The following is a 26,099-nucleotide window of genomic DNA, read 5'->3' on the forward strand; positions in this document are numbered from 1 at the left end:
ACAGATTATCAACAGACTTATCAACAACTGTGTATAACTTTACCTGCTGCTGATGAGCTTACGCAGTAAATCAACAACGATAATGGAAGCGCCAAACAGAACAACAACGCACCATTCATGCGCATTCAGCGGTGTTGTACGCAGTACACGCCCACCAACAAAGGTCAGCAGCACCTGAATTGCAACAATCAGCGCCATTACCTGTAAGAAGCCCTTGTTCAGACTGATATTCTTCAAAAGGTTCAAACCATCGGTACGCACATTAAAGCCATTGGCTACTGCCATAAAAATGTAGGCGCAGAAGAAGCCCGTGTAGGTGTAGATATGATTATCTGCATCACGGAATAGATGGTCAACCCACGCACTCTTGTAAAAGGCGATACCGACAATAGTCATATACAGGCCGCTGATAATAACACTCGTAAGCATCTTTTTGCTGACAAGCGGCGCACTACGGCGTTTCGGCGCCTCGCGCAGATACTGCGCCAATGCAGGCTCGCCGCCGAAAGCAAGCGCAGCAAGGGTATCCATTACCAGGTTAATCCACAGAATCTGCGTAATCGTCAGCGGTTCATCAATATTGATGAAGGGAGCAATAAAGTTAATTGCCACAGCCGAAAAGTTAATCGTCAGCTGGAAAACAATAAATTTGCAGATAGAATTATAAATCGTTCTTCCGTACAAAATCGCCTGCTTGATGCTCAGGAAATTATCGTCCATGATAACGATATCGCCTGCTTCCTTGGCTACCTCTGTACCGCTGCCCATAGCAAAGCCGACATCAGCCTTTTTCAGCGCCGGCGAATCATTTACACCATCGCCGGTCATACCGGTTACTAAATTCAGCTCCTGCGCCAAGCGCACCAAACGCGATTTATCCATCGGCAGAGCACGTGCCACTACACGCAGATGCGTCAGCTTAGCTTTGACCTCATCATCACTCATCTGTGCCAGCTCGTCGGAGGTCCAGACTACATCCTCCGCACTTTGCAGCAGGCCTGCATCCTTAGCAATGGCAACCGCGGTTTCTTTACGGTCACCGGTAATCATTACAACCTGTACACCGGCCTGCTGTACAGCCTTAATAGCCTCCACTGCCTCCGGACGTACATCGTCACGGATTGCTACAACGCCTGCAAGCGTCAGTCCCTTATCCGGCAGGTTATCAGCAGGTACTCCCTCATACGTACACAAGGCCAGCATTCTTATAGCCTGTCCTGCAAGCTCCAGCATTCTGTTATCCAGAGCTGCTTTCATCTCATCAGTCAACGGCAAACGGCTGCCATCTTTTGACCAATACCAATCGGTAGCCTGCAGCAGCTTTTCCGGTGCGCCCTTAATGAGGCAATATGCTGCGCCGCCGTCAGCGGGAGCAACCTGCGCCCAGGAATATTTATTGGCACTGTTAAACGGAGTAAAGCGCTGACGCTGCGGCAGCTGCGGCAAACGATAAGCACCGACATAATTGTTTAATGCTGCTTCCGTCATATTACCGCCGACAATTTTGCCGTCAGTAACGGTAGATGATGTATTGATCAGAACCTGCTGACAGGTCAGCTCCTTAAGACGCGCAGGCAATGATGTAAAATCAGTAATTTCCTGTAAATCGCCGGTTAAAAAGCGTACTACCTCCAGCTGTCCTTTAGTAATAGTGCCTGTTTTATCGGTAAACAGCAGGTTCAGGCTGCCTGCCGTTTCAATGCCGACAAGCTTACGCACCAATACATGGTCATGCAGCATTTTGCGCATATTAAGCGAAGAAACTATCGCAATCATCAGCGGCAGGCCTTCCGGTACTGCCATAACAATAATAATAATCGCCAAGATTACAGCCTGCACTAAATCGGCAATTACTGTTGTCATATCGGCAAAATAAGCTGCAAAGCTGCCTGCCAGATATATCTTATGCAGTATTACCGCAACTGCTATCAGCACACCGCCGGCATAACCGAATTTACTTATCTGCTCTGCCAATCCCTTCAGTTTAAGCTTCAGCGGACTATCACGTTCATCATCCTTCAGCTCCTGCGTCAGCTGGCCGTAAACAGAATTATCACCGATCTTCACAGCCTGCATCACAGCGGTGCCTTCTACCACAACGCTGCCACGGAACAGCTTATGTTCATCCAGAAAATCAATTTTACCGTCATCCCATTGGAACTCAGCAGGTGCAACAGTTTTTTTAGCTTCCTCACTTTCACCGTTCAACGCTGCCTGATCCAGCTTCAGAGTTCCTTCCAGCAAAATACCGTCTGCCGGTATTTTATCGCCGGCCTCTAAAATAATTGCATCACCGACTACAACATCATCAATAGCAATTTCCTGCGGCTCGCCGTCACGCCATACCTTGCAGCGGATACGGCTGGCCTCCTCCTGCAGCTTTTGAAAGGCATTCTCATTGCTGTATTCGGACCAGGTAGAAACAAAGGTTGCCAAAATTATTGCCAGAAAAATACCTATTGTTTCAATCCAATCGCCGTGACCAAGATACACGAAAAAAGCATTTACCAGAAGCGCTACTACCAGTATACGGATAATGGGATCCTGAAAATTACCCAGCAGTTTGCTCCAAAAGGTTTCCCGCGGCGGCTGCGTCAACGTGTTATCACCGTACTTGCGCCGAGACTCTTCAATCTGCTCTTTGCTTAAGCCATATTTACTCATTTCTTCCTCCTTTGACCTTACGTCTGCTACTTGTCGAAAATTACGGTAAATCGTGCAAGTACACTCTTCACCTTATATTATATATTAAAAAAAGGCGAGACAATGCTGTAAAATAAAAATATTTTACAACAAAGTCTCGCCACTTACTTACAAAGCCGGATTCTTCCGAATCGTACTGACGGCAGTGTAAACACCAGCCCTAAGGCTTGTGCCGGCTACTCCCCTTATTTAAGAAAGTCCCATATTTTTTTATTCAGGTTATTCAGCCCAAACAGCTTTCATCAGCTTAGGATATTCAGAGTTGAGGTGGTCAACAATAACATCGATTACTGCATGAATCATTTGCGGTACGAATTGATCGTCGGTAGAAGGAATGCAGCTTTCAATGATGATATTGCCTGCTTCGTCAGCATAATATTTGAATACCTTGTAGTTTTCGTTCAAAGCGTTCAGATGTTCCAGAACTGCAGCCTTGTTGGCTTCTTTAACCAGGCCTGCACCTACGCGAACCTGCAGCATTACATAAATGCTGTCATCAATTACCAGCATAGTCGGCAGGTTTTGACCTTGGATGCCGATAGCAGAACGGTAAACAACCGGATGCATGAAGCTTTCTTCAGGAGCTTCGTCTGCCTTGGGTACTTCGAATACCTCTCCCCAGTTAATTTTGTTTTCTTCAAGGAATTTCTTGTAAACTTCAGCTTTCTTATTCATCATAAGACCTCGCTTTCATTGTTATACTACTATTATACACTATTATCGCTATTTGTGTACTTTTTTTATTAGAAAAAATATTTTCTTTACACAAAATTCGCAGCTCATTCAGCCTTTAATTTAAGCGCAAAGTCGTAACCATATTTTTCTGCGGCTTCAAGCTCTGCCTGCTGCGGTGTCCACTTGCAGTTAAAGCCGGGTTCTACGGCATCGAAGCAGCTTTTTGCCAACAGCTCTTCCATATCCTTCTGCGCACCGCCGGCCCAGCCAAAGGTACCGAAGGCTGCAGCCTTTTTGCCTTTAGCGCCTAAGCCTTTAAGATAAATCAGCAAAGAACCCATATTCGGCAACATGCTGCAATTAAGCGTTGAAGAGCCTGCCAAAAAACCGGAGGCAGTAAAGAGCTCTGCTGCTACCGTACTGTTGGGTGTAGCGCCCATTTTAAATACCTTAACGACAATGCCGGCATTAGCAGCTCCGCGCGCAATAGCCCGCGCCAGCTTTTCCGTACCGCCCCACATGCTGTCATAGGCAATAACAAGGCTGCCGTCCTGTACACCGCTGCCCCATTCGCTGTAACAGCGCAGGATATCGGCAATATGCTCGATCCAGATTACACCATGGGAAGGCGCAATCATTTTAATATCAAGACCGCCAAGTTTTTTCAACGCATTGCCAATCAGCTTTGCATAAGGCCAGAGAATGTTGGCAAAATATTTTTTTGCTTCGTAGAATAACTCGTCCTGATTTACTTCGGTGTCAAAGCGCTTGCTGGTAGCATAATGCTGACCGAAGGCATCATTGGAAAAAAGAATTTTATCATACTCACTATAGGTAGCCATACTGTCAGGCCAATGCAGCATTGCCATAGAAGCGAAGGTCAAGGTGCGCTTGCCGATATTTAAGGTTGCTCCGTCTTTAACGACCTCAAAATCGAAAATATCTCCGTAATGCTGAATAGCTTCGTTTTTGCCCTGCATAGTAATATAGAATTTTGCTTTAGGGCAAGCCTTAGCCAACGCAGGCATAGCACCGGAATGGTCAGGTTCAACATGGTTGATAACAATATAGTCAATGGAATCTAATGGTGTTACCTTGCTGATATTAGCAAGCAGCTCTTCGGTAAAGGGCGCTTTAACCGTATCAATCAAGGTTATCTTTTCATCCATAATCAGATAAGAGTTATAGGTTGCACCTCTCTCTGTTTTGTAGCCGTGAAAATCACGCACAGCCCAATCCTGAACACCAACGTCATAAATGTTTTCTACAATTTGCAATGGCAGCATAAGAAACCCTCCTTATAATTTTTCAAGAGTAACCTGACGAGTTGATTTATTTAAGCGTAAAACAAGCTCGTGATATTTATTCAGCGTACTGCGATGACCGACACTTACAACAGTAGTCTGCTGTAAACGTTCCTGTAGCAGGCTGTACATAGTCGCCTCAGTGTCTTCATCTAAAGCAGAGGTTGCTTCATCCAGGAAAAGCCACTGTGGCTGCTGGATATGAGCACGTACAAAGGCCAAACGCTGCTGCTCACCAACAGAAAGCACATGGCTCCAATCAGCTTCCAAATCAAGTTTATCCTTAAGATAACCAATCTGGCACAAATCCATCAGATAAATCAATTCAGTATCATCTATAGGTTTATTTCCCGGGTAATTAAGCGCAGCACGCAGAGTGCCTAAAGGCAGATAAGGCTTCTGCGGAATAAACATCAGCTTATCACGCTCCGGCAAAAAGATTTTACCGTCGACAAAGGGCCAAATACCTGAGATAGCACGCAGCAGAGTACTTTTACCACTGCCACTGACACCCTTAATCAAAACATTATGCCCCGGATGCAGTGTAAAGCTGATATTTTCCAGGAGCGGCTTTCCGTCAGGCAAATTAATCTGCATATTGTCGGCCTCAACAACATCGGCAGCAGCAAAGCGTTCCACATGAAAGCGTTCCGCCTGCTGGGAAACATCATGCATATGGTGGCCGAAGTAAGTTAAACGCATTACAACAGCCTGCCATTGAGCAATGCTGCTGTACATATCAACAAAGTATGAAAGCGAATCCTGCACACGACCGAAAGCACTGGCAACCTGCATCAGTCCGCCGAGTGTTACTTCTTTCGTAAGATAACGATTCATTGCTACAACAAAGGGAAAAATGATAGCGATTTGCGAATAACCGGAATTTAAAAAGACAAGCTGCTTCTGTTTATTAACCAGCTTCCAGAAGTTATCCAAAAGCATTTTAAAGCGTTGTTTGAATACACTGCCTTCCTGTGCTTCACCACGGTAGAAGGCAACGCTTTCCGCACTTTCACGCAAGCGAATCATACTGAAACGGAAATCCGCTTCATATTTCTGTTGGATGAAGTTGATTTTTACCAGCTTACGACCGACTAAATGCGTAATATAGGTACCAATTACAGAATAAAGCAGTGATGCCCACAGCATGTAGCCATTTATGGTCCACGTTTTACCTATAAAGGTAAAGCTAAGACTGCCGGAAAGATTATATAAAATAACAACAAAGGATGCGAACGTGCAAAACGCCTTGAGGATGCCTATGCCAAAGCTCAAAGTCATTTCGACAAACTGACGCACATCCTCACTGATACGTTGGTCAGGGTTATCCGTATCCTTACCGAACATCTGCAGATTATAATAGGTTTTGTTTTGCAGCCAGATGTCAATAAAGCGTGTCGTCAGCCAGCGACGCCAATTTAAAATAAGTGTCTGCTGCAAATAATATGAGTATACTGCCAATAAGATATAAATGGCAGCTAACCACGAAAAATGAATCAGCTCGTCAAAAATCTTCTTTGCATCATAGTTTTGTAATGCACTGTAAAAGCTATTGTTCCACTGGTTAAGCAGAACAAGCATATAAACCACGCCAAGTGTCAGCGCTATAATACAGCCTAATAAAAAGAAAGCCTTTTTCTTCTCTTCGGATTGCCAATAGCTTTTCGTAAGATACCAGACATCCCTAAAAAACTGTCTGGTTAAATTAAAACGTTGCATATACTCAAGACTCCTCTTGTAAAGAAATGCTATTCAGTTCTTGAACAGTTCTTTTTTATTATACTATAAATATTAGGCTAATAGTATCGCCGACAATAAAATTTACATTTTAGATACAAAAAAGAGCTCACACTAATGTGTGAGCTCTTGAAGTTAGCTAATGATTATTTGCCTACAGGACCGATCATAGCCAGCATGGTACCTGCAGCAACTGCAGTACCGATAACGCCTGCTACGTTAGGACCCATAGCGTGCATCAGCAGGAAGTTAGCCGGGTTAGCTTTCTGACCAACTTTTTGAGATACACGAGCAGCCATAGGAACTGCGGAAACGCCAGCAGAACCAATCAACGGGTTGGTCTTGCCACCGTCTACCATGCACATCAGCTTACCGAAGATAACGCCGGCAGCAGTACCAGCTACGAATGCAACCAGGCCCAGAACGATGATCAGCAGAGTCTTAGCGTTCAGGAAAGACTCAGCGCTCATGGTCAGACCAGTACCGGTAGCCAGCATAATGGTTACGGTGTTCATCAGAGCGTTTTGTGCGGTGTCGGACAGACGATCCAGGCAACCAGCTTCTTTGAACAGGTTACCAAGCATCAGCATACCAATCAGAGCGGTTACAGAAGGTAACAGCAGAGAAATAACGATGGTGCACATGATCGGGAAAGCAACCTTTTCAAAGTGAGAAACCGGACGCAGCTGTTGCATAACGATCTTACGATCTGCTTCAGTGGTGAACAGTTTCATGATAGGAGGCTGAATCAGCGGAACCAGAGACATGTAGGAGTATGCAGCAACTGCGATTGCACCTAACAGCTGAGGAGCCATTTTAGCAGCCAGGTAGATGGAAGTCGGGCCGTCAGCACCACCGATGATGCCGATAGCAGCAGCTTCTTGTACGGTGAAGCCGAGGAGCATAGCGCCCAGCAGAGCTACGAATACACCGCCCTGTGCAGCAGCGCCCAGGAGCAGGGTTTTCGGGTTAGCCAGCAGAGGACCAAAGTCGGTCATAGCGCCTACGCCCAAGAAGATCAACGGAGGGAATACTTCGTGGTGAATACCATACATGATAACGGACATAACACCAGGTTCTTCGAAACCGTTTTTAGGAATGTTAGCCAGAATACAACCGAATGCGATCGGGGACAGCAGCAAAGGTTCGAAACCTTTACCAATAGCCATATAAAGCAGAACCAGACCTACAACGATCATGATTACGTGACCGCCTGTCAGTGCAGAGAAACCGGAATCTGCCCATACGGAAGACAAAGCAACGAGAAATGCTTCCATTTAATATCCTCCCAATTTTCAATTTGTGGAAGGGGCTCTGCGAAAAGCCCCCTCCAAAGATCAAGGGTATTTAAGACTTACTGATATTGCGAACTATCGAGTAAGAATTAGAGAACGATCATAACGTCGCCGGTAGCAACAGTTTGACCTGCGGAAACGCGAACGTCGGAAACAGTGCCATCAGCCGGAGCCATGATTTCGTTTTGCATTTTCATAGCTTCCAGAATCAGCAGAACGTCGCCGGATTTAACAGCGTCGCCAGCTTTTACGTTAACGGACAGAACTTTGCCCGGCATAGGAGCGGAAACGGTGGTTGCACCAGCAGCAACCGGAGCAGCAGCTTTCGGAGCCGGAGCCGGAGCAGCTTTCGGAGCCGGAGCAGCAGCCGGAGCCGGAGCAGCTTTCGGAGCAGCTTTCGGAGCGGAAGCAACAACGCCTGCTTCTTCAACTTCAACTTCGTATGCGGTACCATTTACGGTGATAGTATACTTTTTCATGGATATAATCCTCCTTAAAATCTCGTTTTTTAATTAAAATTGCAAACTATATGCATTAGAAGCATTCTTTACGAACGCTAATAGCTTCAACACGACTGCTTACAGTCCATGCAGATTTAGCATCAATACGACGTACGCAAGCGATTTGGTCTGCGCTAACGCCGCAAGCTGCTACTGCTGCAGCGATAACAGCGATAATTTCGCTATCATCTTGAGCTGCTGCAACCGGAGCTGCAGCGGGAGCTGCTGCCGGTGTAGGAGCTACTGCCGGTTTAGCAACTTTTTTTTTAGTCGGATCGATAACTTGGAGTAAGTTCATCAATATGCCCAGAGCGATCAGTACGCCGAATACGATGGTCATATTGATTAAAGCAATCAACCAAGGATTAGTAGTAACAGGACCCATTTATTTCACCTCATCTTATCTTAAAATAGGTTGTTTAAGCACTAAGCAACTGCTTGTGAATTACAAAGGAATGTTGCCGTGGCGTTTTGCCGGACGGGTTTCGCGTTTGCTTTCCAGCATTTGCAGAGCGTTGATGATGGTGGGACGAGTATTTTTCGGTTCGATAACCATGTCAACCATGCCGCGCATTGCTGCTTGGTACGGAGTAGCGAAGTTGTCGATGTACTCTTTAGTCTTAGCTTCAACATCAGGATCTTTACGGAAGATGATGTTAGCAGCACCAGCAGGACCCATAACTGCGATTTCAGCGGTCGGCCATGCGATAACTTGGTCAGCGCCCAGGTCTTGAGAGCACATTGCCAGGTAGGAACCGCCGTAAGCTTTACGGGTAACCAGAGTGATTTTAGGAACAGTTGCTTCAGAGTAAGCATACAGCATCTTAGCGCCGTGACGGATAATGCCGCCGTATTCTTGGTTGCAGCCAGGCAGGAAGCCAGGAACGTCAACCAGGTTCAGCAGAGGAATGCCGAAAGCGTCGCAGAAGCGGATGAAACGAGCGGATTTATCGGAAGCGTTGATATCCAGGCAGCCAGCCATAACTTTCGGTTGGTTAGCAATGATACCTACGGTTTGACCATCCATACGAGCGAAGCAAGTGATGATGTTGGTTGCCCAGTATTTTTGGTTTTCATAGAATTCGCCGTTATCTACGATAGATCTGATTACATCATACATATCGTAAGCTTGGTTGGAGTTGTCCGGCAGCAGAGTGTTCAGGCTGTCGTCGGTACGCATCGGGTCATCACCAGTCTCTACGATCGGAGCACCTTCAACGTTGTTGGAAGGCAGGAAGGAGAGCAGGTAACGGATTTGTTGCAGGCAGTCTTCGTCGTTTTCAGCAGCGAAGTGAGCAACACCAGAAGTGCTGTTGTGGGTCATAGCGCCACCCAGTTGTTCTTGGGTTACATCTTCACCGGTAACGGATTTAACTACTGCAGGGCCGGTAATGAACATTTTGGAAGTGTTCTTTACCATGTAGATGAAGTCGGTCAGTGCCGGGCTGTATACAGCGCCGCCAGCGGAAGGACCCATAATTGCAGAGATCTGAGGAACTACGCCAGAAGCAATGGTGTTCTCGAAGAAGATTTTACCATAGCCAGCCAGAGCGTCGATAGCTTCTTGGATACGAGCACCGCCGGAATCGTTCAGGCCAACCAGCGGAGCACCCATTTTCAGTGCCAGGCGTTGTACTTTAACGATTTTAGCAGCATGCATTTCGCCGAGGGAGCCACCTTCAACGGTGAAGTCCTGTGCGAATACATAAACCAGACGGCCATCGATGGTGCCGTAACCGGTGGTTACGCCTTCACCAGGCAGTTCTTTCTTTTCTTGACCGAAGTTGTAGCAACGATGACGTACAAAACGGTCGAGTTCTACGAAGGAACCTTCGTCGAGGAGAGCAGCGATTCTTTCACGAGCAGTCATTTTGCCGGATTCATGTTGTTTAGCAACACGTTTTTCGCCACCAGCAGCCAGAATTACTTCGGCTTTTTTGAGCATTTTCTCAATTTTTTCTTGAGTAGACAAATCTTACACCTCCATCATTATTGGGAGAACAAATTTATACACAGATGCTGAAGATATATCACTTGTATATCTCCAGCATTATGTAGCTTAAATTATGGGACCTTAAATCGCCCTGAATCTACGCAACTAATAAATTAGTCTTTGTAGGTTGCAGCCGGTTGGCACAGCTCGAGCAGCAGGCCAGCGGATTTCGGATGAACGAAAGCAATTTTCATTTGGCCAGCACCGTTACGAGGAGCTTTGTCGATCATGCGAACACCAGCTTCGGTCAGGTCAGCGATAGCTGCTTTGATGTCGTCAACGCGCAGAGCCATATGTTGGATGCCAGGGCCGTTTTTAGCAATGTATTTGCCGATAGGACCATCGTTGTTTTCAGTGATATCAACAAGGAGCTCAATCAGGGTTTCGCCGCAGGGAACAAATACGGTAGCAACACCTTGTTCTTTAACTTCTTCAGTGCCGGTAGCTTTCAGGCCCAGTACCTCAGTGTAAATTTTTGCAGCTTCTTCCAAGGTACCAGCGCAAGCGATACCTACATGGTCAACACAAATAGTTTTGAATGCCATAATAAATTCCTCCTAAAATTGTTTTTATTGGTGGTTTATTTTAAAACCTTACCAACAATATCATCAACGACAGAGTACGGCTCAATCTCGCGGGACTGCATTTTAACAACCAGGTTGTCAAATTCTTCCGTTTGAATGACGTTCTTGTCGATGTAGCGATTTACATGGTCATTAAGCATAGCGGTAACCTCGTTTTTAATACGAGCTTTACGGATATCGTTTAATTTACCACTCTCAATCAAATATGCCTTGTGAGCCTCAATAGAGTCCACAACAGCCTCTATACCTTCACCCTTGCTGGCAATGGTCCTGTTAATCGGAGGACGCCAGCCAACATGTTCGGGATTTAATTCGAGCATCATCTCAATCTCAATGTTGAGCTTGTCTGTACCTTCACGATCAGCTTTGTTAATCGTGAACAGGTCACCGATTTCAAGTATACCTGCTTTAATAGCCTGGATATCGTCGCCCATGCCAGGAATTACTACTACCATAGTAGTATCTGCGGTCTTAACAATGTCAACCTCAGATTGTCCTACGCCTACAGTTTCAACGATAATAACATCCATGCCGAAAGCATCCATTAATTTAACAGCGTCACCTGCTTTTTGGGACAGGCCGCCAAGACTGCCGCGTGTTGCCATAGAGCGTACGAAGATTCCTTCGTCTGCGGTCAAATCCATCATTCTGATACGGTCGCCTAAGATAGCACCGCCAGAATACGGGCTAGTGGGGTCAATTGCTACGATACCTACGGTTTTGCCGCGTTTACGGTATTCTTTAGCCAATTTGTCAGTCAGAGTACTTTTACCAGCACCCGGAGGGCCGGTGATACCAATTACATAAGCATTACCAGTATGAGGATAAATCTCTGTCATAATTTTGACAGCATCATCGTATTCATTTTCAACAGCAGTGATTGCTTTAGATAATGCAAGACGAGAATGATTTAATAATTTATCTACTATTTCCATAATTCACACCGCCTTGTTTTTGGATAGTGAATATTTTATAAGGCAAGCCGGGACAAACCCGGCTTGCTTTAAGGGATAGAATTATTTTACGTTAGCGTTGATGAAATCAACAATTTTGCTGGTCGGGGTGCCCGGAGTGAATACTTCAGCAATGCCAGCAGCTTTCAGGCCAGGGATGTCAGCGTCAGGAATAACGCCGCCGCCGATAACCAGAACGTCGTTCAGGCCTTTTTCTTTCAGCAGTTCAACTACTTTCGGGAAAAGGGTGTTGTGAGCGCCGGACAGCAGGGACAGTGCAACAACGTTTACGTCGTCTTGCAGAGCAGCTTCAGCGATTTGTTCCGGAGTCAGACGGATACCGGTGTAGATAACTTCAAAACCAGCGTCGCGCAGAGCACGAGCTACAACTTTAGCACCGCGGTCATGGCCATCCAGACCCGGTTTAGCAACTAAAACTTTAACGTTTGCCATTATAGTTTACCTCCGTATATTGGTTGAGTTTACAAATTAGAGTGCAGTATGAGGTTGGTATTCACCGAATACTTGTCTCATAACGCCGCAGATTTCACCTTCAGTTGCATATGCACGAACTGCATCCAGGATGTAAGGCATCAGGTTTACATTTTCGTCTGCGCATGCAGCTTTCAAAGCAGCCAGAGTTTCTTCTACTTTAGCGTTGTCACGGCGAGCTTTCAGAGCAGCAATCTTTTCAGCTTGCAGCTTGCCTACAGAGCCGTCTACGCGCAGCAGGTTTTTCGGAGCTTCTTCTTCTTGAGTGAATTTGTTAACGCCAACGATGATACGGTCGCCTTTTTCGATTTCCATCTGCCATTTGTAAGCAGAGTCTTGGATTTCTTTTTGGATGTAGCCTTTAGCGATAGCTTCAGGAGCGCCACCGATTTCGTCAATTTTCTTAATGTATTCCCAAGCTTCAGCTTCGATCTTGTCGGTCAGAGCTTCTACATAGTAGGAGCCGCCCAGCGGATCGATGGTGTCAGCCAGACCGGATTCGTAAGCAACGATTTGTTGGGTACGCAGAGCGATGGTTACAGACTCAGTGGTCGGCAGTGCCAAAGCTTCGTCTTTGGAGTTGGTGTGCAGGGATTGAGTACCACCCATTACAGCAGCAGCAGTTTGCAGAGCAACACGAACGATGTTGTTGTTCGGTTGTTGAGCGGTCAGCATGGAGCCAGCGGTTTGGGTATGTACACGCAGCATCATGGATTTAGCTTTCTTAGCGCCAAAACGCTCTTTCATAACTTTAGACCATACACGACGGGAAGCACGGAATTTAGCAACTTCTTCGAGTACGTTGTTATGAGCATTCCAGAAGAAGGACAGACGGCCTGCAAATGCGTCAACGTCCAGACCAGCTTTGATAGCAGCTTCTACATAAGCGATACCATCAGCAATGGTGAATGCGATTTCCTGAGAAGCGGTGGAACCAGCTTCACGGATATGGTAACCGGAAATGGAAATGGTGTTCCACAGCGGTACGTTCTTGGAGCAATATTCAAAAATGTTGGTGATCAAACGCATGGACGGTTTCGGCGGGAAAATGTAAGTGCCGCGAGCAGCATACTCTTTCAGAATATCGTTCTGAATGGTACCACGCAGTTTGTCAGCGGAAACGCCTTGTTTCTCAGCTACTGCAATGTACATAGCCAGCAGTACGGAAGCAGGAGCGTTGATGGTCATAGAAGTGGATACTTTATCCAGGGAAATTTGGTCGAACAGGATTTCCATGTCAGCCAGGGAGTCGATAGCTACGCCTACTTTACCAACTTCGCCTTCAGCCATCGGATCGGTGGAATCATAACCGATCTGGGTCGGCAGGTCGAATGCGCAGGACAGGCCGGAACCACCGTTAGCCAGCAGGTAACGATAACGTTTGTTGGATTCTTCAGCGGTGGAGAAACCAGCGTACATACGCATGGTCCAGAAACGGCCACGATACATGGTCGGTTGAACACCACGGGTGTAAGGATATTCACCAGGGAAGCCCAGTTTAGTCATGTAGTCAAAGTTTTCACCAAGATCTACCGGGGTGTACAGTCTGTTAGGAACCAGGTTTGCGCGTTCAGGGAATTTTGCCAGTTTAGCTTCAACTTCAGCATGATATTTCTCTAAACCAGCTTTAATGTTTTCAAATGCCATTCTCAAATCCTCCTTAAAATATTTGTGTTTCATATTTCGGATTGGACGGTTCCGAAATGATGGTGAGAGTGTTCCGTCTATGACGGCTATATATGGCAAAGTCTAGGGTGAGACTTCGTCAACTGATTTTATTTGGCAAAGCCTTAGGTGAGGCTTTGTCTATGTATACCTGCCGGCGGGAATCTCACCCACCGGCAAGCACATTACATAGTTTAACCTATTTTGCAAAACTTAACAAGGGGTTTCGCAAAGTTTTTTTAATTATTTACCTTCAACCATGCCTTCCATGGAACCGGTTTCTGCAAATACTTCATAGCATTTGAATGCTTCGCTCAGGATATGCGGAGTTTGGCTGTTGCCGCAAGCTTCGCAAGCGCGTTTGAAGTAATCATACAGCCAAGGCTGATATTTCGGGTTAGCAATCTGATCAATGATGATCGGAGCTTTTTCTTTCGGGCTCAGGCCACGCAGGTCAGCAACGCCACGTTCGGAAACGATAACATCAACGTCCAGAGTAGCATGGTCGATATGGCTGCAGAACGGAACTACGGAAGAAATCTTGCCGCCTTTTGCCAAGGAGTTGGTGAAGAATACGGTCAGGTAGCCGTTACGAGCGAAGTCGCCAGAACCGCCAACGCCGTTCATCAGCTTAGTGCCGCAAACATGGGTGGAGTTTACGTTACCATAGATATCAACTTCAATAGCGGTGTTCATTGCGATTACGCCGATACGACGAGCAACTTCAGGGCTGTTGGAGATTTCTTGCGGACGGAGCAGCAAGTATTTTTTGTAGTGTTCTACGTTCTCGTAGAATTTCTTTTGGCACTCAGGAGACGGAGTCAGAGCGGTACCGGAAGCAACGCGGAGTTTACCAGCGTCGATCAGGTCGAACATACCATCTTGAATAACCTCAGTGTAAACGGTCAGGTCTTCGAAATCGGAGTTAACCAGACCATTGATAACTGCGTTAGCAACGGAGCCTACGCCGGATTGCAGCGGCAGCAGGTTTTTCGGCAGACGGCCTTCTTTAACTTCGTTTTTCAGGAAGTTAACGAGGTTAGCGCCCATATGTTTAGCGTCTTCGTCGATTTCGCCCAGCGGACGAACTTTATCAGTAATGTCACAAGGTACAACTGCAACGATTTTATCTACTTCGCAAGGAATGTAGGTAGTACCGATGCGGTCTTCCGGTTTTTCAACAGGAATAGCTTTGCGGTACGGAGGATCCAGAGGAACATAGGAGTCATGCATGCCTTCCAGACCTACCGGTTGGGTAACGTTAACTTCAACGATAACCTTTTTAGCGCCAGCTACATAAGAGGAGCTGTTGCCCATGGAAGTGGTCGGGATCAGGCCTACTTTGCCATCGCCGAGGTCGTTGATTTTGCAAACTTCAACGATTGCAACATCCGGACCGGTCGGACGGCCAGCCATGAAGCCATAGCGAACCATTTGAGCCATGTGAGACAGATGAATATCAGCGTATTTTACTTTACCAGCGTTGATAGCTTTACGCATGGTGCCGTTGGTCTGGTAAGGCAGACGACGGTCAATAATGCCAGCTTCAACCATTGCTTGGTCGATTTCAGGACCAACAGATGCGCCAGTCCAAACGTTAACTTTGAAAGGAGTTTTTTTGCCCTTTTCAGCAAGAGCCAGAGGAACAGCTTTCGGATAGCCAGACGGGGTAAAACCGCTGACACCTAAATTGTCACCATCTTTTACGAATTCTGCAGCAGCTTCAGCGCTCATCACTTTGTCAGCTACTACGTCACAAATGCGATCTTTAATATCGATCATGTTTACCTTCCTCCTTTTAATTAGGACATTGAGTTTTTATAAGGGTGTTACCCCTTTGCATATAACTTATCAGCAATACCTTGCGGCATTACGAATAAGATATTACCGTATATCAAGCTCTTCACAAATATTTCATACTTGACTATTTAGTCATTTCGACATATAAGAGAAAACTCCTGCTTATACTATAAATATTTTTTCAAAGGCTTCTTTACTATCTGCTACAATTATAACACATTTTCAGAAAAACTTCACTTTTTTCTGTCAAATTTTTCCTGTGTTTTACATAGCAGGCAAATTGCACTCAACGATATATATAATACCAATAAAATTGTAACACTGCAAGCTTTTTCTTTACAAATTTACAAAACACCCCCTTCTTTTCAAGGAAAAAAAGGGGGATTTGTATTATCCAGATAGAACAATTAACGGTTTTGCGCGTGGTAGTGTGTGTGTAATAGACTATGCGCTTTCTCAGAAAGAGGTTTACCTAACCAAGTATCATAAAGTGTTTTTATTTCCGGGTTTTCGTGCGATTTTCGTAATTCGCTTGTACGGTCGCAATTAAAAATCGCTTCACGGCGTTTTTGCCTGATGGAAGCATCCACAGGAACCGGCTGACCGCCGCCGCCGATGCAGCCGCCTGGGCAGGCCATAACCTCAATAAACTGATAATCCGCGGTACCTGCTTTAATGCGTTCCAACATCATCTTGGCAGATTTCAGCGTATGTACTACAGCAACCTTCACGGATACGCCTGCTACATCAATAACAGCCTCGCGTGTCTGCTCCATGCCGCGCACCTCATTATATTCAAGCTTCGGCAGCTCCTTGCCGGCAACAACCTCAGCCACGGTACGCAGAGCCGCTTCCATTACGCCGCCGGTTGTGCCGAAGATAACTGCGGCACCGGTGCCAGTTCCCAGAGGAGAATCAAACTCAGCTTCTTCCAACGCGTTAAAATCAATACCCGCCTCGCGAATCATGCGTCCCAGCTCGCGTGTAGTGATAACTACATCTACATCACGATAGCCGCTTGCGCACATTTCCTCGCGCGCAGCCTCTGCCTTTTTCGCGGTACAGGGCATTACCGATACACTGACAATTTTTGCCGGGTCAATGCCTGCACGTTCCGCAAAGTAGGTTTTGGCAACAGCACCGAACATCTGCTGCGGAGATTTGGCAGTAGACAGATGTGGCAGCAGCTCAGGATATTTCAGCTCAATCATATTTACCCAGCCGGGGCTGCAAGAGGTAATCATCGGCAGCACGCCGCCGTTCTGCAAGCGCTGCAGAAACTCATGACCTTCCTCCATAATAGTCAGGTCGGCAGAGAAGTTGGTATCAAAAACCTTATCAAAGCCTAAATGACGTAATGCCGCTACCATTTTGCCGGTAACAACCTGACCTGCCGGAATTCCCAGCTCCTCGCCCAGGGCAACACGCACGGAAGGCGCTGTCTGTACTACAACAACCTTCTCAGGATTATTGATTGCATCCCAAACCTTGTCTGTATCGTCCTTTTCCACGATAGCACCTGTCGGGCAGACATCTGCACACTGGCCGCAATAGGTGCAGGCACTGTTAAGCAAATCATGCTCAAAGGCTGTAGATACCATGGTGTTGAAGCCACGGCCGGCAAAGCTGTAAACGCTCATACCCTGCACATCACGGCAGACACGAATGCAGCGTCCGCAGAGAATGCATTTTTCCTGATCGCGTACCAGTGACGGATTGCTGTTATCAATAGTACGCGCTCTTGTTTCTCCACCCTCGAAGCGCAGCTTACGCACGCCCAGATCAGCGGCAATTTTCTGCAGCTCGCAGTCACCGTTCTTCTGACAGCACAGGCAATCCTTCGGATGATTTGTCAAAAGCAGCTCCAGCACTGTTTTGCGTGCTTCGCGTACTTTGGAGGTATTAGTTTTTACTACCATACCCTCGCTTACGGGATATACGCAGGAAGCAACCAGAGTGCGCGCACCGCTGGCTTCTACCATGCACAGGCGGCAGGCACCCTCCGGACGCAGGTCCGGATGATAGCACAACGTAGGAATATAAATACCTGCGCTACGTGCAGCCTCCAGAACACTGGAGCCTGCGGGGGCCTGAATCTGTTTTCCATCAATTGTCAAATTAACCATCTGCATCATCAGTCCCCTCCTTATGCCTTGCTGATTGCCTTAAACGGGCACGCTGTCATGCAGGCACCGCATTTAATGCATTTGTTCTGGTCAATAACATGTTTTGTTTTCGGCGAACCACTGATAGCCTGTACCGGGCACTGGCGTGCGCACAGACCGCATCCGCGGCAGGCATCGCTGATTTCGTAATGCAGCATCTTTTCGCAGACGCCTGCAGGACAGCGCTTCTCTTTGATATGCGCCTCGTATTCATCTCTGAAATATTTCAGGGTGCTCAAAACAGGGTTAGGAGCTGTTTGTCCCAAGCCGCAAAGAGCTGTTTCCTTGATATTCTTGGCAAGGTTTTCCAGCAGCTCGATATCGCCCTCGCGTCCCTGGCCTTCCGTTATACGGGTAAGGATTTCCAGCATACGCTTCGTGCCTTCGCGGCAGGGAGTGCATTTGCCGCAGGATTCCGATTGCGTAAAGTTCAGGAAGAACTTGGCAACGTCAACCATGCAGGTGTCCTCATCCATAACAACCAGACCGCCGCTGCCCATCATAGCACCGGCAGCAATCAGGGAATCGTAATCAACAGGCAAATCCAGCATGCTTTCAGGCAGACAGCCGCCGGACGGACCGCCGATCTGTACAGCCTTAAACTTTTTACCGTTAGTAATACCGCCGCCGATATCGTAGATAATCTCGCGCATGGTAATGCCCATCGGCACTTCTGCCAGACCGGTATTATTGATTTTGCCGGTCAACGCAAAAACCTTGGTGCCCTTGGATTTTTCGGTGCCAAGCTGACAGTACCAATCTGCACCGTTAACGATAATCTGCGCAACATTGGCAAAGGTTTCTACGTTGTTGATGTTAGTCGGCTTGCCCCACAGGCCGCTGACCGCAGGGAAAGGCGGACGCGGGCGCGGCATACCGCGCTTACCTTCGATAGAAGCCATCAGTGCGGTTTCTTCGCCGCAGACGAAGGCACCTGCGCCCTCTTTGATATGAATAGTAAAGCTGAAATCGCTTTCAAAAATATGCTCGCCGAGCAGGCCCATTTCTTCAGCCTGAGCAATAGCGGTACGCAAGCGTTTGATAGCCAGCGGATATTCCGCACGTACATAGATATAGCCTTCATCAGCACCCATAGCATAGCCGCAGATAGCCATGCCTTCCAATACACGGTGCGGGTCGCCCTCCAATACGCTGCGGTCCATAAATGCGCCCGGGTCACCCTCGTCCGCATTACAGATAACATACTTTTTATCGCTCTCGGAGTTTTTGGCAAACTGCCATTTCATACCGGTCGGAAAGCCGCCGCCGCCACGACCGCGCAAGCCGGATTTTTTAACCTCGTCCACAACCTCCTGCGGAGTCATCTGCGTAACAGCCTTAGCCAATGCCTCATAACCGCCTACGGCGATATATTCTTCAATAGCTTCCGGATTGATAGCGCCGCAGTTAGCCAGTACCAGGCGATGCTGCTTTTTATAGAAGCCGATTTCCGAATAACGCGGAACCTGCTCCTGATTGATGGGTTCACGATAAAGCAGACGCTGTACGATACGTCCTTTATATAAATGTTCTTCAACGATGGTTTTAACGTCCTCCGGCTTTACACCGCAATAGAAGGTGCCTTCCGGATAAACGATAACCAGCGGTCCGTGCTCGCAGAAGCCATGGCAGCCTGTTTCAACAACCATCACCTCATCCTGCAGGCCGAACTTTTGCAGCTCTCTGGCAAAAGTCAGCTGGATTTCCTTCGAGCCGTTAGCCTTACAGCCCGTACCGCCACACACTAAAACGTGAGCTCTTATATGCTGCATAATATTTTTCCTCCACCTGTTTTGTTTACAAGCTACGATACATCAGCTTCTCCAACAACTGTGTACCCTGCCTGCGGCTTATTCCTGATCCAGCCTGCCTACGACAAGCTCTTCCACAATATGACCGTTTACCACATGCTCTGCGATAATTTTGGGAACATCCTCCGGGGTTACCTTGCCATAAGTAATACGCGCTTCACCAGGACGCACTACGTCCACGAGCACCTCTTTTTCGCACATACCGATGCAGCCTGTCTGCTGTACCTGTACATCAAATAAATGACGCTTGTTCAGCTCCTGCAGGATAGCGCTCATAACCTCGCGCGCACCGGCAGCAATACCGCAGGTACCCATACCTACAATAATTTTAGTTCCGGAACTTTGACGCAGCTTGATATCTGCTTTCAGCTTATCTCTCAAAGCGTGTAAATCCGCTAAGCTTTTCATTCGTTTATACCTCCTCACCCTGTACATGTGCCAGCTGCTCCTGTAAATAGGCTCCCAGCCAGGCATATATTTCAGGATTGGCAAAGTCACACGCTTCGCCTAATATTTCTCTGACCTCCTGCGTTCTGAACACCAGCGAGCCGTTGGCTCCGTTATAGGCAAATTCCAGCTCCAGCTGCGGCGCCCCCGCCAACAGCACCTGCACGCTGCTCACAATATCTCCCAGCGGTGGCCGGTCAATATTATCTGCCGCAAAATATGCAGTCAGCTCGGTTCCCTTTCCGGGCGCAGATTGCAGCTCCAAATGTCCGCCGCATTGCTGCGTAACCATATCGATAAAGGGAATCCCCATACCTACCTTTCTGGTAGTACGGCTGGTAACAAAGGGGTCACGCACCCGCTGCAGCATCTCGCTGTCCATACCCTTGCCGTCATCGCGAACGCTGAAAACAAAGTATCCCTGTTCATTTTCGCTGACAGTCAGCCAGATGTGACGGGCACCGGCAGCCACAGAATTTTGGGCTATATCCAAGATGTGTAATGCCAGCTCCCGCATTTTATTTATACCTTGCCAAAATGCCTGCCAGCTTATCGGTAGTCAGGCGTCCATGCGTATCATCGTTAATCTGCATAACCGGCGCCAACCCGCAGGCACCGATGCAGGCTACAGTTTCCAGAGTAAAGCGCAGGTCATCGGTCGTATGTCCGGCCTTAATGCCCAGTTGCTTTTCCAAAGCCTGCAGAATTGTTTTGCCGCCACGCACATGGCAGGCAGTTCCCTGGCACACGCGAATAACATTGCGTCCGCGCGGATTAAGATGGAACAATGAATAAAAGGTTACTACGCCGTAAATTTCGGAAATCGGCGTACCTGTTTTATCGGCAATATACTCCAGTACATCCTTAGGCAAATAGTTGTACAGGTTCTGCACTTCCTGCAGAATAGGAATCAACGGTCCCTTGACATCTGCGTATTTTTCCAGAATAGCATCTATGCGCTGCTTTTCCGGATTATCGCCGCCGCAGTAGCTGCATTTACGCTCAAGACGGTTTTCACTATTGTTCATACTACCCCTCCTCTAAAGGATTTTTTGTAAACTTACTCACTCAGTATACCATTTTGCAGTTAATTACACAATACTATTTGCGTTATTTTCGTTATATAGTGTACTCTATTTATATCATTCTTTACAAAAGTCTGAAAATTGTCCCGCCAGGACATTGCGCATCCCTTTGCCTGCAAGAGCCAATTTCAGCTCTGCTATTGTTAATTTCTCTACCTTTAACAGGTTTTTCGGTCCCTGCACAAAATCATAAATATTATGTGCATCGGAATCCGTAACAAAAGGCAGATAGCCTGTCAGACGCTGCAGCTTGGACTGCATCTTACGCTGCCAGCCCGCTGTAGAAATTTCGGCCGCAGCAAAGCCGAAGTCCGGCTCTATAAAACCAAGCTGTCCCAAAATGCTGTAGGAAGGACGGTCGATGTGAGCAGCAATGGTAAGGCCGCCCAAGGCTTCAACCTGCTGCACAACCTGCGCCGCTGTCAGCGACAATGGTGCGTGCAGCAGACGCTGCTCCTCACGCACAAACTCGTCCTCGGCATCTACTACATACTGAGCACCGAAACGTTCCGCATCATTCAGCATACCGTTCATGTGCTCATCAACCAGCAGCTGCCAGCTCTGCAGCTGCTCCAGCGTATCAAACAGCGCCACAATATGCGCCTCTTCACTGCTTTCCACTTCCATGCCGGGGAACACCTTCACGCCGTAGCGCTGCGCTGCCTCCAGCGCAGCCGGCACATTGGCACTGGCGTTATGGTCTGTAATAGCAACAGCGCCAATGCCATACTCGGCAGCACGCATCACGATGTGATGCGGTGTCATTTCTACCTCAGCACAGGGCGAAAGCAGCGTATGTACATGTAAATCCGCCAGAACTGTCTGCATTGTTTAGTCCTTCTTGCCAACACCCAATTCATACAGCTTACCGATAACCTCAAAGGCAGGCTCCTCGGTTGCCGCAACTACAACATCATTCAGATTTGCCTTATGCAGCGTATCCTCCGCAACCGGACCGTCACCTGCTACAATAACTGCCGCAAAGCCAATCAGGGAAGCAACAGCAGCAACATTCTGATGTCCCTGCATCGTTACCCAAACCATACCGGGCTGGCCCTGGCCCATAGCATTACTCAGTAAATCGGAAGCATAACCGCCTTCTACCTCTGCATATAAAGCGTCCTCGCTTACATCCTTAGTCAGAAGCTTCAAATCAAGCTTCTCAATCATCTCTTTAACCTTCATCGTTGTCTGCCTCCGTTTTATTTATTTCTGCCGGCTCATGATAAATAGGTATCTGCTTAGCCAGCTCCAGCATACCCTGTGACAATTTATGTACACTGGCACGCAATTTAAAAATACAATCTATCTCGTGCGCCTTGCCCTGCACGATATCCTCCGCCAAGCCCTGGCAGCTGGGTGCACCGCAGGCACCGCAGTCCAGACCGGGCAAGGAGCAGAGTACTTCTTCCATGCGCTCGAACTTTTTCATCGCTTCCATGATATCATCATCAAGCTGCATCATCGGACGCGCCACCAGCTTCTTGCGGTAAGCCTCCGAATGCGGGAAATCCTCAAGCACCATCGTGCGCGCCATGGCCTCACGCCTGTCCGCCGGCTCCTGCTCCCGCAGGCTTGCGATACGCCTGCGCAAATTGCATTCGGCCACGAACTTGTTTTCTGCTGCCAAAAGGCCGCCCAGACAGCCTCCTTTGCAGGCACTGCATTCCACATAATCAAGCTGCGGCATTTTATTCATGGAAACTTGCTCCAGCAGGTCATACACATTATCAATGCCGTGAATTGCCAGACCGTTGGTAATACCGGCACTTTCAATTTCGCCGCCGTAGGTTCCCCAGGCCATGCCGTAGGATGAACCGGTGCGCACATTCAGCTCATGCGTACCGCCAAGATTCTTCAGCAGCAGGCCGTAAATCTCCGACAAGCTGAAGCTGCCGGTAAGCTCTGTATGATGCACATCTACCGACTGGCGGATGTTCGTTTCCTTGGACGGACAGGGCGAAATAAACCATACGCCTATCAGCTCCTTCGGCAACTGCTTGCGCGCCGCTGCTTCACGCTTCACGTAAATTGCAGCAGCTTCTACCGGTGGCAGTACAGGCACCACCTGCTTAATCAGCTCGGGAAACTTTACCTGAATCAGACGCATAACTGCGGGGCAGGTAGATGAAATCAACGGCTTGCGTCCGTTGCTGTTCTTTTTTACATATTCTTCTATTTCAAGGGCGATATACTCCGAAGCCAGTGAAACATCAAAAATTTCATCAAAGCCTATATTATGCAGGCCCTGCCAGATGCTTTCCAACGGAATATTATCCGGGAACTGCGCATACAGCGAAGGCGCAGGCAGCACAATATTATAAGCATAATCTGCAAATCCATCCAGCGTGTCGGTTTTTACGTTAAAAGCATGATAGGGACAGCCTGCAGCACAGGCACCGCAGTCAATGCAGCGGTCTCCCAAAATCTCCGCCTTGCCGTTGCGTACTCGGATGGCCTCTGTCGGACACAGCTTGACGCAGGATACGCAGCCCTGACATTTATTCCGCTGCAATTCCACCGAATGGAAATATGTTGTTGGTTGAGGAGCCATTGCGTATCACCTCGTTTCCTAAAATCTCTTATAAATCCTCGCTCTGGTGCTTGAACTGCATCGTAATGCAGGTTCCTTCACCCACCTTGGACTGAATATCAAACTTATCGGAGCACTTCACCATATTAGGCAGGCCCATGCCGGCGCCAAAGCCCATCTGACGCACGTAATCGGGCGCGGTAGACCAGCCCTCCTGCAAAGCCTTGTTGATATCCGGGATGCCGGGGCCGTGGTCAGTTACCGTAATCACCGTAGCATCCGGGAAAACCTCGGCCGCTACATTGCCGCCGCCGGCATGAATGATAACATTCATCTCCGCCTCATAGGTACCGATAGCAATACGGCGCACAATATCTGCCGGAATGCCCAGGCGCTGCAGCATCTTTTTTATTTTAGAAGAAGCTTCGCCTGCGCGCTCAAAATCTCCGCCAACGCAGTCAAAGGCTAATTTTACTGATTTACTGTCTGTCATTTTGCTTTACTCCTTTTTGCTGCAGCCACGGATACCTGCTCCGTAAAGAATGCCGCAGGCTTCAAATAAGGTATAATCGGTAGCCAGAACCGGCAGATTGTTTTCCGCCGCCGCTGCCACAATATCAGCATCAGGCACCTTTCCACGCACAAATACCAGCGCGCTCAGCTCCGTCATATCGGCGGTGCGCACTACCTGCATATTTGTCAGTCCTGTGCACAGCAAGGTGTTGCGTTTGGTAAAGGCCAGAACATCGCTCATCATGTCACTGCCGCAGCAGGACTCAATTTGGCGGTGCATCAGCTCGCTGCCGGTCAGAATCTTGGCCTGCAGCAGCTTTTGTACATTATACAAATCCATACACATAGCCCCTTCCTCCATTTATTACAGCTTTTATCTAAGCAAAATATCTGTTTTTTTGCCAGACTTGATTACATTTATTGTACACTTTAATAAGCAAGATGTAAATAAATAGTATAGCATAACTATGTAAAAAAGAAGACCGGCCCACAGGACCGGCCTTCAAACTTTATTATAATGATAACACGCTTTACTCTGTAATACCTGCCAAAGCCTGCTGCAAATCTGCCAGCAAATCTTCCTTATCCTCCAAGCCGCAGGACAGGCGCACCAAGCCTGCAGGAATACCGGCCACCGCCAGCTGCTCATCCGTCATCTGACGATGCGTTGTAGTTGCCGGGTTCAGGCAGCAAGTGCGCGCATCGGCAACATGCGTTTCAATCGCTGCAAGCTGTAAGCGTTTCATGAATTCTTCCGCCGCCTTGCGTCCTCCCTTCAGGTTGAAGGAAACTACGCCACAGCCGCCGTTGCCAAGATATTTTTGCGCCAAAGCATAGTATTTATTGGACGGCAGTCCGGGATAATTGACATATTCCACCTGCGGCTGCTGCTCCAAAAATTCTGCTATAGCCTGAGCGTTTTCTACATGGCGCGGCATACGCACATGCAGGGATTCCAAGCCAAGATTAAGGATGAACGCACTTTGCGGCGATTGCATTGCGCCGAAATCACGCATCAGCTGTGCCGTTGCCTTAGTAATAAACGCGCCCTCCTTGCCAAACTTTTCGGCGTAGGTAATACCGTGATAGGATTCATCCGGTGCGCACAGACCGGGGAACTTATCGGCATGCGCCAGCCAGTCGAACTTGCCGCCGTCGATAATCGCACCGCCCAGGCAGGCAGCATGACCATCCATATACTTCGTCGTAGAATGCGTTACAATGTCTGCACCCCATTCAATAGGACGGCAGTTAATCGGTGTCGGGAAGGTGTTGTCCACGATCAAGGGCACACCATGACGATGTGCAGCGTTGGCAAATTTTTCAATGTCCAACACCGTCAGTGCGGGGTTAGCAATAATTTCGCCAAACACTGCCTTGGTGTTGTTCTGAAAAGCAGCGTCCAGCTCCTCGTCCGTAGCATCGGGCGAAACAAAGGTCGCTGTTACACCCATCTTCGCCAGCGTTACGTCAATCAGATTATAGCTGCCGCCGTAAATAGAAGAAGAAGCAACAATGTGGCTGCCTGCCTCGCAGATGTTGAACAGGGCAAAGAAGTTCGCTGCCTGTCCGGAGGAAGTGAGCATTGCTGCAGCGCCACCCTCCAGCTCCGCAATTTTTGCCGCTACGTAGTCGCAGGTCGGGTTTTGCAGGCGGGAGTAAAAATAGCCTGTAGCCTCCAGGTCGAAGAGCTTGCCCATCGCCTCACTTGTATCATATTTAAAGGTAGTGGATTGGATAATAGGAATCTGGCGCGGTTCACCATTGCCCGGTTTGTAACCGCCTACTAAGCATTTTGTATTAATCTTGAAATTACTCATTTTCTATCGCTCCTTTAACAATTT

The 26,099-nt window shown here is 47.9% G+C and carries 24 protein-coding genes; all 24 read right to left on the minus strand.

What is annotated here, in order from left to right; genetic code table 11:
- Nucleotides 1-39 precede the first annotated feature (39 nt).
- Nucleotides 40-2,715, minus strand: coding sequence for a calcium-translocating P-type ATPase, PMCA-type (locus tag KAH19_RS02055; protein WP_256437812.1), 2,676 nt, complete (start codon nucleotides 2,713-2,715; stop codon nucleotides 40-42).
- A gap of 207 nt (nucleotides 2,716-2,922) precedes the next feature.
- On the minus strand, nucleotides 2,923-3,381 hold the full coding sequence (locus KAH19_RS02060; RefSeq protein WP_210684890.1) for a YbjN domain-containing protein: 459 nt from the start codon (nucleotides 3,379-3,381) through the stop codon (nucleotides 2,923-2,925).
- 101 nt (nucleotides 3,382-3,482) lie between these two features.
- Nucleotides 3,483-4,664, minus strand: a complete 1,182-nt coding sequence (locus KAH19_RS02065) for an FprA family A-type flavoprotein (RefSeq protein ID WP_210684891.1) — start codon at nucleotides 4,662-4,664, stop codon at nucleotides 3,483-3,485.
- Between the two features lie 12 nt (nucleotides 4,665-4,676).
- Entirely contained in the window at nucleotides 4,677-6,401 is a 1,725-nt protein-coding gene (locus tag KAH19_RS02070; protein ID WP_210684892.1) for an ABC transporter ATP-binding protein/permease, read from the minus strand.
- A 164-nt stretch (nucleotides 6,402-6,565) separates the two neighbouring features.
- Nucleotides 6,566-7,696, minus strand: a complete 1,131-nt coding sequence (locus KAH19_RS02075; protein ID WP_210684893.1) for a sodium ion-translocating decarboxylase subunit beta — start codon at nucleotides 7,694-7,696, stop codon at nucleotides 6,566-6,568.
- A gap of 107 nt (nucleotides 7,697-7,803) precedes the next feature.
- The gene (locus tag KAH19_RS02080; RefSeq protein WP_021719200.1) at nucleotides 7,804-8,193 is read right to left on the minus strand and encodes a biotin/lipoyl-containing protein; all 390 of its coding nucleotides are present in this window, start codon (nucleotides 8,191-8,193) and stop codon (nucleotides 7,804-7,806) included.
- A gap of 55 nt (nucleotides 8,194-8,248) precedes the next feature.
- Nucleotides 8,249-8,599 (minus strand): OadG family protein, encoded by a 351-nt coding sequence (locus tag KAH19_RS02085; RefSeq protein WP_021719201.1) that lies wholly within the window; start codon nucleotides 8,597-8,599, stop codon nucleotides 8,249-8,251.
- Nucleotides 8,600-8,659: 60 nt separating this feature from the next.
- Nucleotides 8,660-10,159, minus strand: coding sequence for a carboxyl transferase domain-containing protein (locus KAH19_RS02090; RefSeq protein WP_210685480.1), 1,500 nt, complete (start codon nucleotides 10,157-10,159; stop codon nucleotides 8,660-8,662).
- Nucleotides 10,160-10,320: 161 nt separating this feature from the next.
- On the minus strand, nucleotides 10,321-10,752 hold the full coding sequence (mce, locus tag KAH19_RS02095; protein ID WP_021719203.1) for a methylmalonyl-CoA epimerase: 432 nt from the start codon (nucleotides 10,750-10,752) through the stop codon (nucleotides 10,321-10,323).
- 35 nt (nucleotides 10,753-10,787) lie between these two features.
- A complete protein-coding gene (meaB, locus tag KAH19_RS02100; RefSeq protein WP_021719204.1) occupies nucleotides 10,788-11,726 on the minus strand; it encodes a methylmalonyl Co-A mutase-associated GTPase MeaB in 939 nt (312 codons plus the stop codon).
- Between the two features lie 81 nt (nucleotides 11,727-11,807).
- Nucleotides 11,808-12,197 (minus strand): cobalamin B12-binding domain-containing protein, encoded by a 390-nt coding sequence (locus KAH19_RS02105; RefSeq protein WP_009145655.1) that lies wholly within the window; start codon nucleotides 12,195-12,197, stop codon nucleotides 11,808-11,810.
- A gap of 36 nt (nucleotides 12,198-12,233) precedes the next feature.
- Complete coding sequence (locus KAH19_RS02110; protein ID WP_246869399.1) at nucleotides 12,234-13,883, minus strand: methylmalonyl-CoA mutase; 1,650 nt, start codon at nucleotides 13,881-13,883, stop codon at nucleotides 12,234-12,236.
- A 261-nt stretch (nucleotides 13,884-14,144) separates the two neighbouring features.
- Complete coding sequence (locus KAH19_RS02115) at nucleotides 14,145-15,683, minus strand: succinate CoA transferase (RefSeq protein ID WP_210684895.1); 1,539 nt, start codon at nucleotides 15,681-15,683, stop codon at nucleotides 14,145-14,147.
- Nucleotides 15,684-16,108: 425 nt separating this feature from the next.
- Complete coding sequence (locus KAH19_RS02120; RefSeq protein WP_293852087.1) at nucleotides 16,109-17,833, minus strand: NADH-dependent [FeFe] hydrogenase, group A6; 1,725 nt, start codon at nucleotides 17,831-17,833, stop codon at nucleotides 16,109-16,111.
- A 14-nt stretch (nucleotides 17,834-17,847) separates the two neighbouring features.
- Nucleotides 17,848-19,638: an NADH-quinone oxidoreductase subunit NuoF gene (gene nuoF / locus KAH19_RS02125; RefSeq protein WP_210684897.1), complete on the minus strand. Its 1,791-nt coding sequence runs from the start codon at nucleotides 19,636-19,638 to the stop codon at nucleotides 17,848-17,850.
- A 78-nt stretch (nucleotides 19,639-19,716) separates the two neighbouring features.
- A complete protein-coding gene (locus KAH19_RS02130; protein WP_009145649.1) occupies nucleotides 19,717-20,085 on the minus strand; it encodes a ferredoxin in 369 nt (122 codons plus the stop codon).
- A 4-nt stretch (nucleotides 20,086-20,089) separates the two neighbouring features.
- A complete protein-coding gene (locus KAH19_RS02135) occupies nucleotides 20,090-20,617 on the minus strand; it encodes an ATP-binding protein (protein ID WP_210684898.1) in 528 nt (175 codons plus the stop codon).
- Nucleotides 20,618-20,642: 25 nt separating this feature from the next.
- Nucleotides 20,643-21,152, minus strand: coding sequence for an NADH-quinone oxidoreductase subunit NuoE (gene nuoE / locus KAH19_RS02140; protein ID WP_210684899.1), 510 nt, complete (start codon nucleotides 21,150-21,152; stop codon nucleotides 20,643-20,645).
- A 114-nt stretch (nucleotides 21,153-21,266) separates the two neighbouring features.
- Nucleotides 21,267-22,037, minus strand: coding sequence for a PHP domain-containing protein (locus KAH19_RS02145; protein ID WP_210684900.1), 771 nt, complete (start codon nucleotides 22,035-22,037; stop codon nucleotides 21,267-21,269).
- A 3-nt stretch (nucleotides 22,038-22,040) separates the two neighbouring features.
- Nucleotides 22,041-22,394 carry a serine kinase gene (locus KAH19_RS02150; protein ID WP_210684901.1) on the minus strand — a complete coding sequence of 118 codons (354 nt, stop codon included), beginning with the start codon at nucleotides 22,392-22,394 and terminating at the stop codon, nucleotides 22,041-22,043.
- Complete coding sequence (locus tag KAH19_RS02155) at nucleotides 22,384-23,763, minus strand: [Fe-Fe] hydrogenase large subunit C-terminal domain-containing protein (protein ID WP_210684902.1); 1,380 nt, start codon at nucleotides 23,761-23,763, stop codon at nucleotides 22,384-22,386. The genes KAH19_RS02150 and KAH19_RS02155 overlap by 11 nt, the downstream gene beginning before the upstream one ends.
- A gap of 28 nt (nucleotides 23,764-23,791) precedes the next feature.
- Nucleotides 23,792-24,235: an anti-sigma regulatory factor gene (locus KAH19_RS02160; protein ID WP_009145643.1), complete on the minus strand. Its 444-nt coding sequence runs from the start codon at nucleotides 24,233-24,235 to the stop codon at nucleotides 23,792-23,794.
- A gap of 6 nt (nucleotides 24,236-24,241) precedes the next feature.
- A complete protein-coding gene (locus tag KAH19_RS02165) occupies nucleotides 24,242-24,601 on the minus strand; it encodes a DRTGG domain-containing protein (protein ID WP_246869400.1) in 360 nt (119 codons plus the stop codon).
- A 184-nt stretch (nucleotides 24,602-24,785) separates the two neighbouring features.
- Complete coding sequence (locus tag KAH19_RS02170; protein WP_210684904.1) at nucleotides 24,786-26,075, minus strand: O-acetylhomoserine aminocarboxypropyltransferase/cysteine synthase family protein; 1,290 nt, start codon at nucleotides 26,073-26,075, stop codon at nucleotides 24,786-24,788.
- Between the last annotated feature and the right edge of the window lie 24 nt (nucleotides 26,076-26,099).

The sequence above is a fragment of the Phascolarctobacterium sp. Marseille-Q4147 genome, from assembly GCF_017968825.1.
Taxonomy (GTDB): Bacteria; Bacillota; Negativicutes; order Acidaminococcales; family Acidaminococcaceae; genus Phascolarctobacterium_A.

Bases quoted from the DNA above. Each gene is read 5' to 3' on its own strand.
- KAH19_RS02080 (WP_021719200.1), bottom strand. From the start codon at position 8,193: ATGAAAAAGTATACTATCACCGTAAATGGTACCGCATACGAAGTTGAA.
- KAH19_RS02085 (WP_021719201.1), bottom strand. From the start codon at position 8,599: ATGGGTCCTGTTACTACTAATCCTTGGTTGATTGCTTTAATCAATATG.
- KAH19_RS02150 (WP_210684901.1), bottom strand. From the start codon at position 22,394: ATGAAGGTTAAAGAGATGATTGAGAAGCTTGATTTGAAGCTTCTGACT.
- KAH19_RS02130 (WP_009145649.1), bottom strand. From the start codon at position 20,085: ATGAAAAGCTTAGCGGATTTACACGCTTTGAGAGATAAGCTGAAAGCA.
- KAH19_RS02090 (WP_210685480.1), bottom strand. From the start codon at position 10,159: ATGCTCAAAAAAGCCGAAGTAATTCTGGCTGCTGGTGGCGAAAAACGT.
- KAH19_RS02115 (WP_210684895.1), bottom strand. From the start codon at position 15,683: ATGATCGATATTAAAGATCGCATTTGTGACGTAGTAGCTGACAAAGTG.
- KAH19_RS02105 (WP_009145655.1), bottom strand. From the start codon at position 12,197: ATGGCAAACGTTAAAGTTTTAGTTGCTAAACCGGGTCTGGATGGCCAT.
- KAH19_RS02110 (WP_246869399.1), bottom strand. From the start codon at position 13,883: ATGGCATTTGAAAACATTAAAGCTGGTTTAGAGAAATATCATGCTGAA.
- KAH19_RS02070 (WP_210684892.1), bottom strand. From the start codon at position 6,401: ATGCAACGTTTTAATTTAACCAGACAGTTTTTTAGGGATGTCTGGTAT.
- KAH19_RS02170 (WP_210684904.1), bottom strand. From the start codon at position 26,075: ATGAGTAATTTCAAGATTAATACAAAATGCTTAGTAGGCGGTTACAAA.
- KAH19_RS02060 (WP_210684890.1), bottom strand. From the start codon at position 3,381: ATGATGAATAAGAAAGCTGAAGTTTACAAGAAATTCCTTGAAGAAAAC.
- KAH19_RS02160 (WP_009145643.1), bottom strand. From the start codon at position 24,235: ATGACAGACAGTAAATCAGTAAAATTAGCCTTTGACTGCGTTGGCGGA.
- KAH19_RS02120 (WP_293852087.1), bottom strand. From the start codon at position 17,833: ATGCAGATGGTTAATTTGACAATTGATGGAAAACAGATTCAGGCCCCC.
- KAH19_RS02145 (WP_210684900.1), bottom strand. From the start codon at position 22,037: ATGCAGACAGTTCTGGCGGATTTACATGTACATACGCTGCTTTCGCCC.
- KAH19_RS02165 (WP_246869400.1), bottom strand. From the start codon at position 24,601: ATGTGTATGGATTTGTATAATGTACAAAAGCTGCTGCAGGCCAAGATT.
- nuoF (WP_210684897.1), bottom strand. From the start codon at position 19,638: ATGCAGCATATAAGAGCTCACGTTTTAGTGTGTGGCGGTACGGGCTGT.
- KAH19_RS02075 (WP_210684893.1), bottom strand. From the start codon at position 7,696: ATGGAAGCATTTCTCGTTGCTTTGTCTTCCGTATGGGCAGATTCCGGT.
- meaB (WP_021719204.1), bottom strand. From the start codon at position 11,726: ATGGAAATAGTAGATAAATTATTAAATCATTCTCGTCTTGCATTATCT.
- KAH19_RS02065 (WP_210684891.1), bottom strand. From the start codon at position 4,664: ATGCTGCCATTGCAAATTGTAGAAAACATTTATGACGTTGGTGTTCAG.
- mce (WP_021719203.1), bottom strand. From the start codon at position 10,752: ATGGCATTCAAAACTATTTGTGTTGACCATGTAGGTATCGCTTGCGCT.
- nuoE (WP_210684899.1), bottom strand. From the start codon at position 21,152: ATGAACAATAGTGAAAACCGTCTTGAGCGTAAATGCAGCTACTGCGGC.
- KAH19_RS02155 (WP_210684902.1), bottom strand. From the start codon at position 23,763: ATGGCTCCTCAACCAACAACATATTTCCATTCGGTGGAATTGCAGCGG.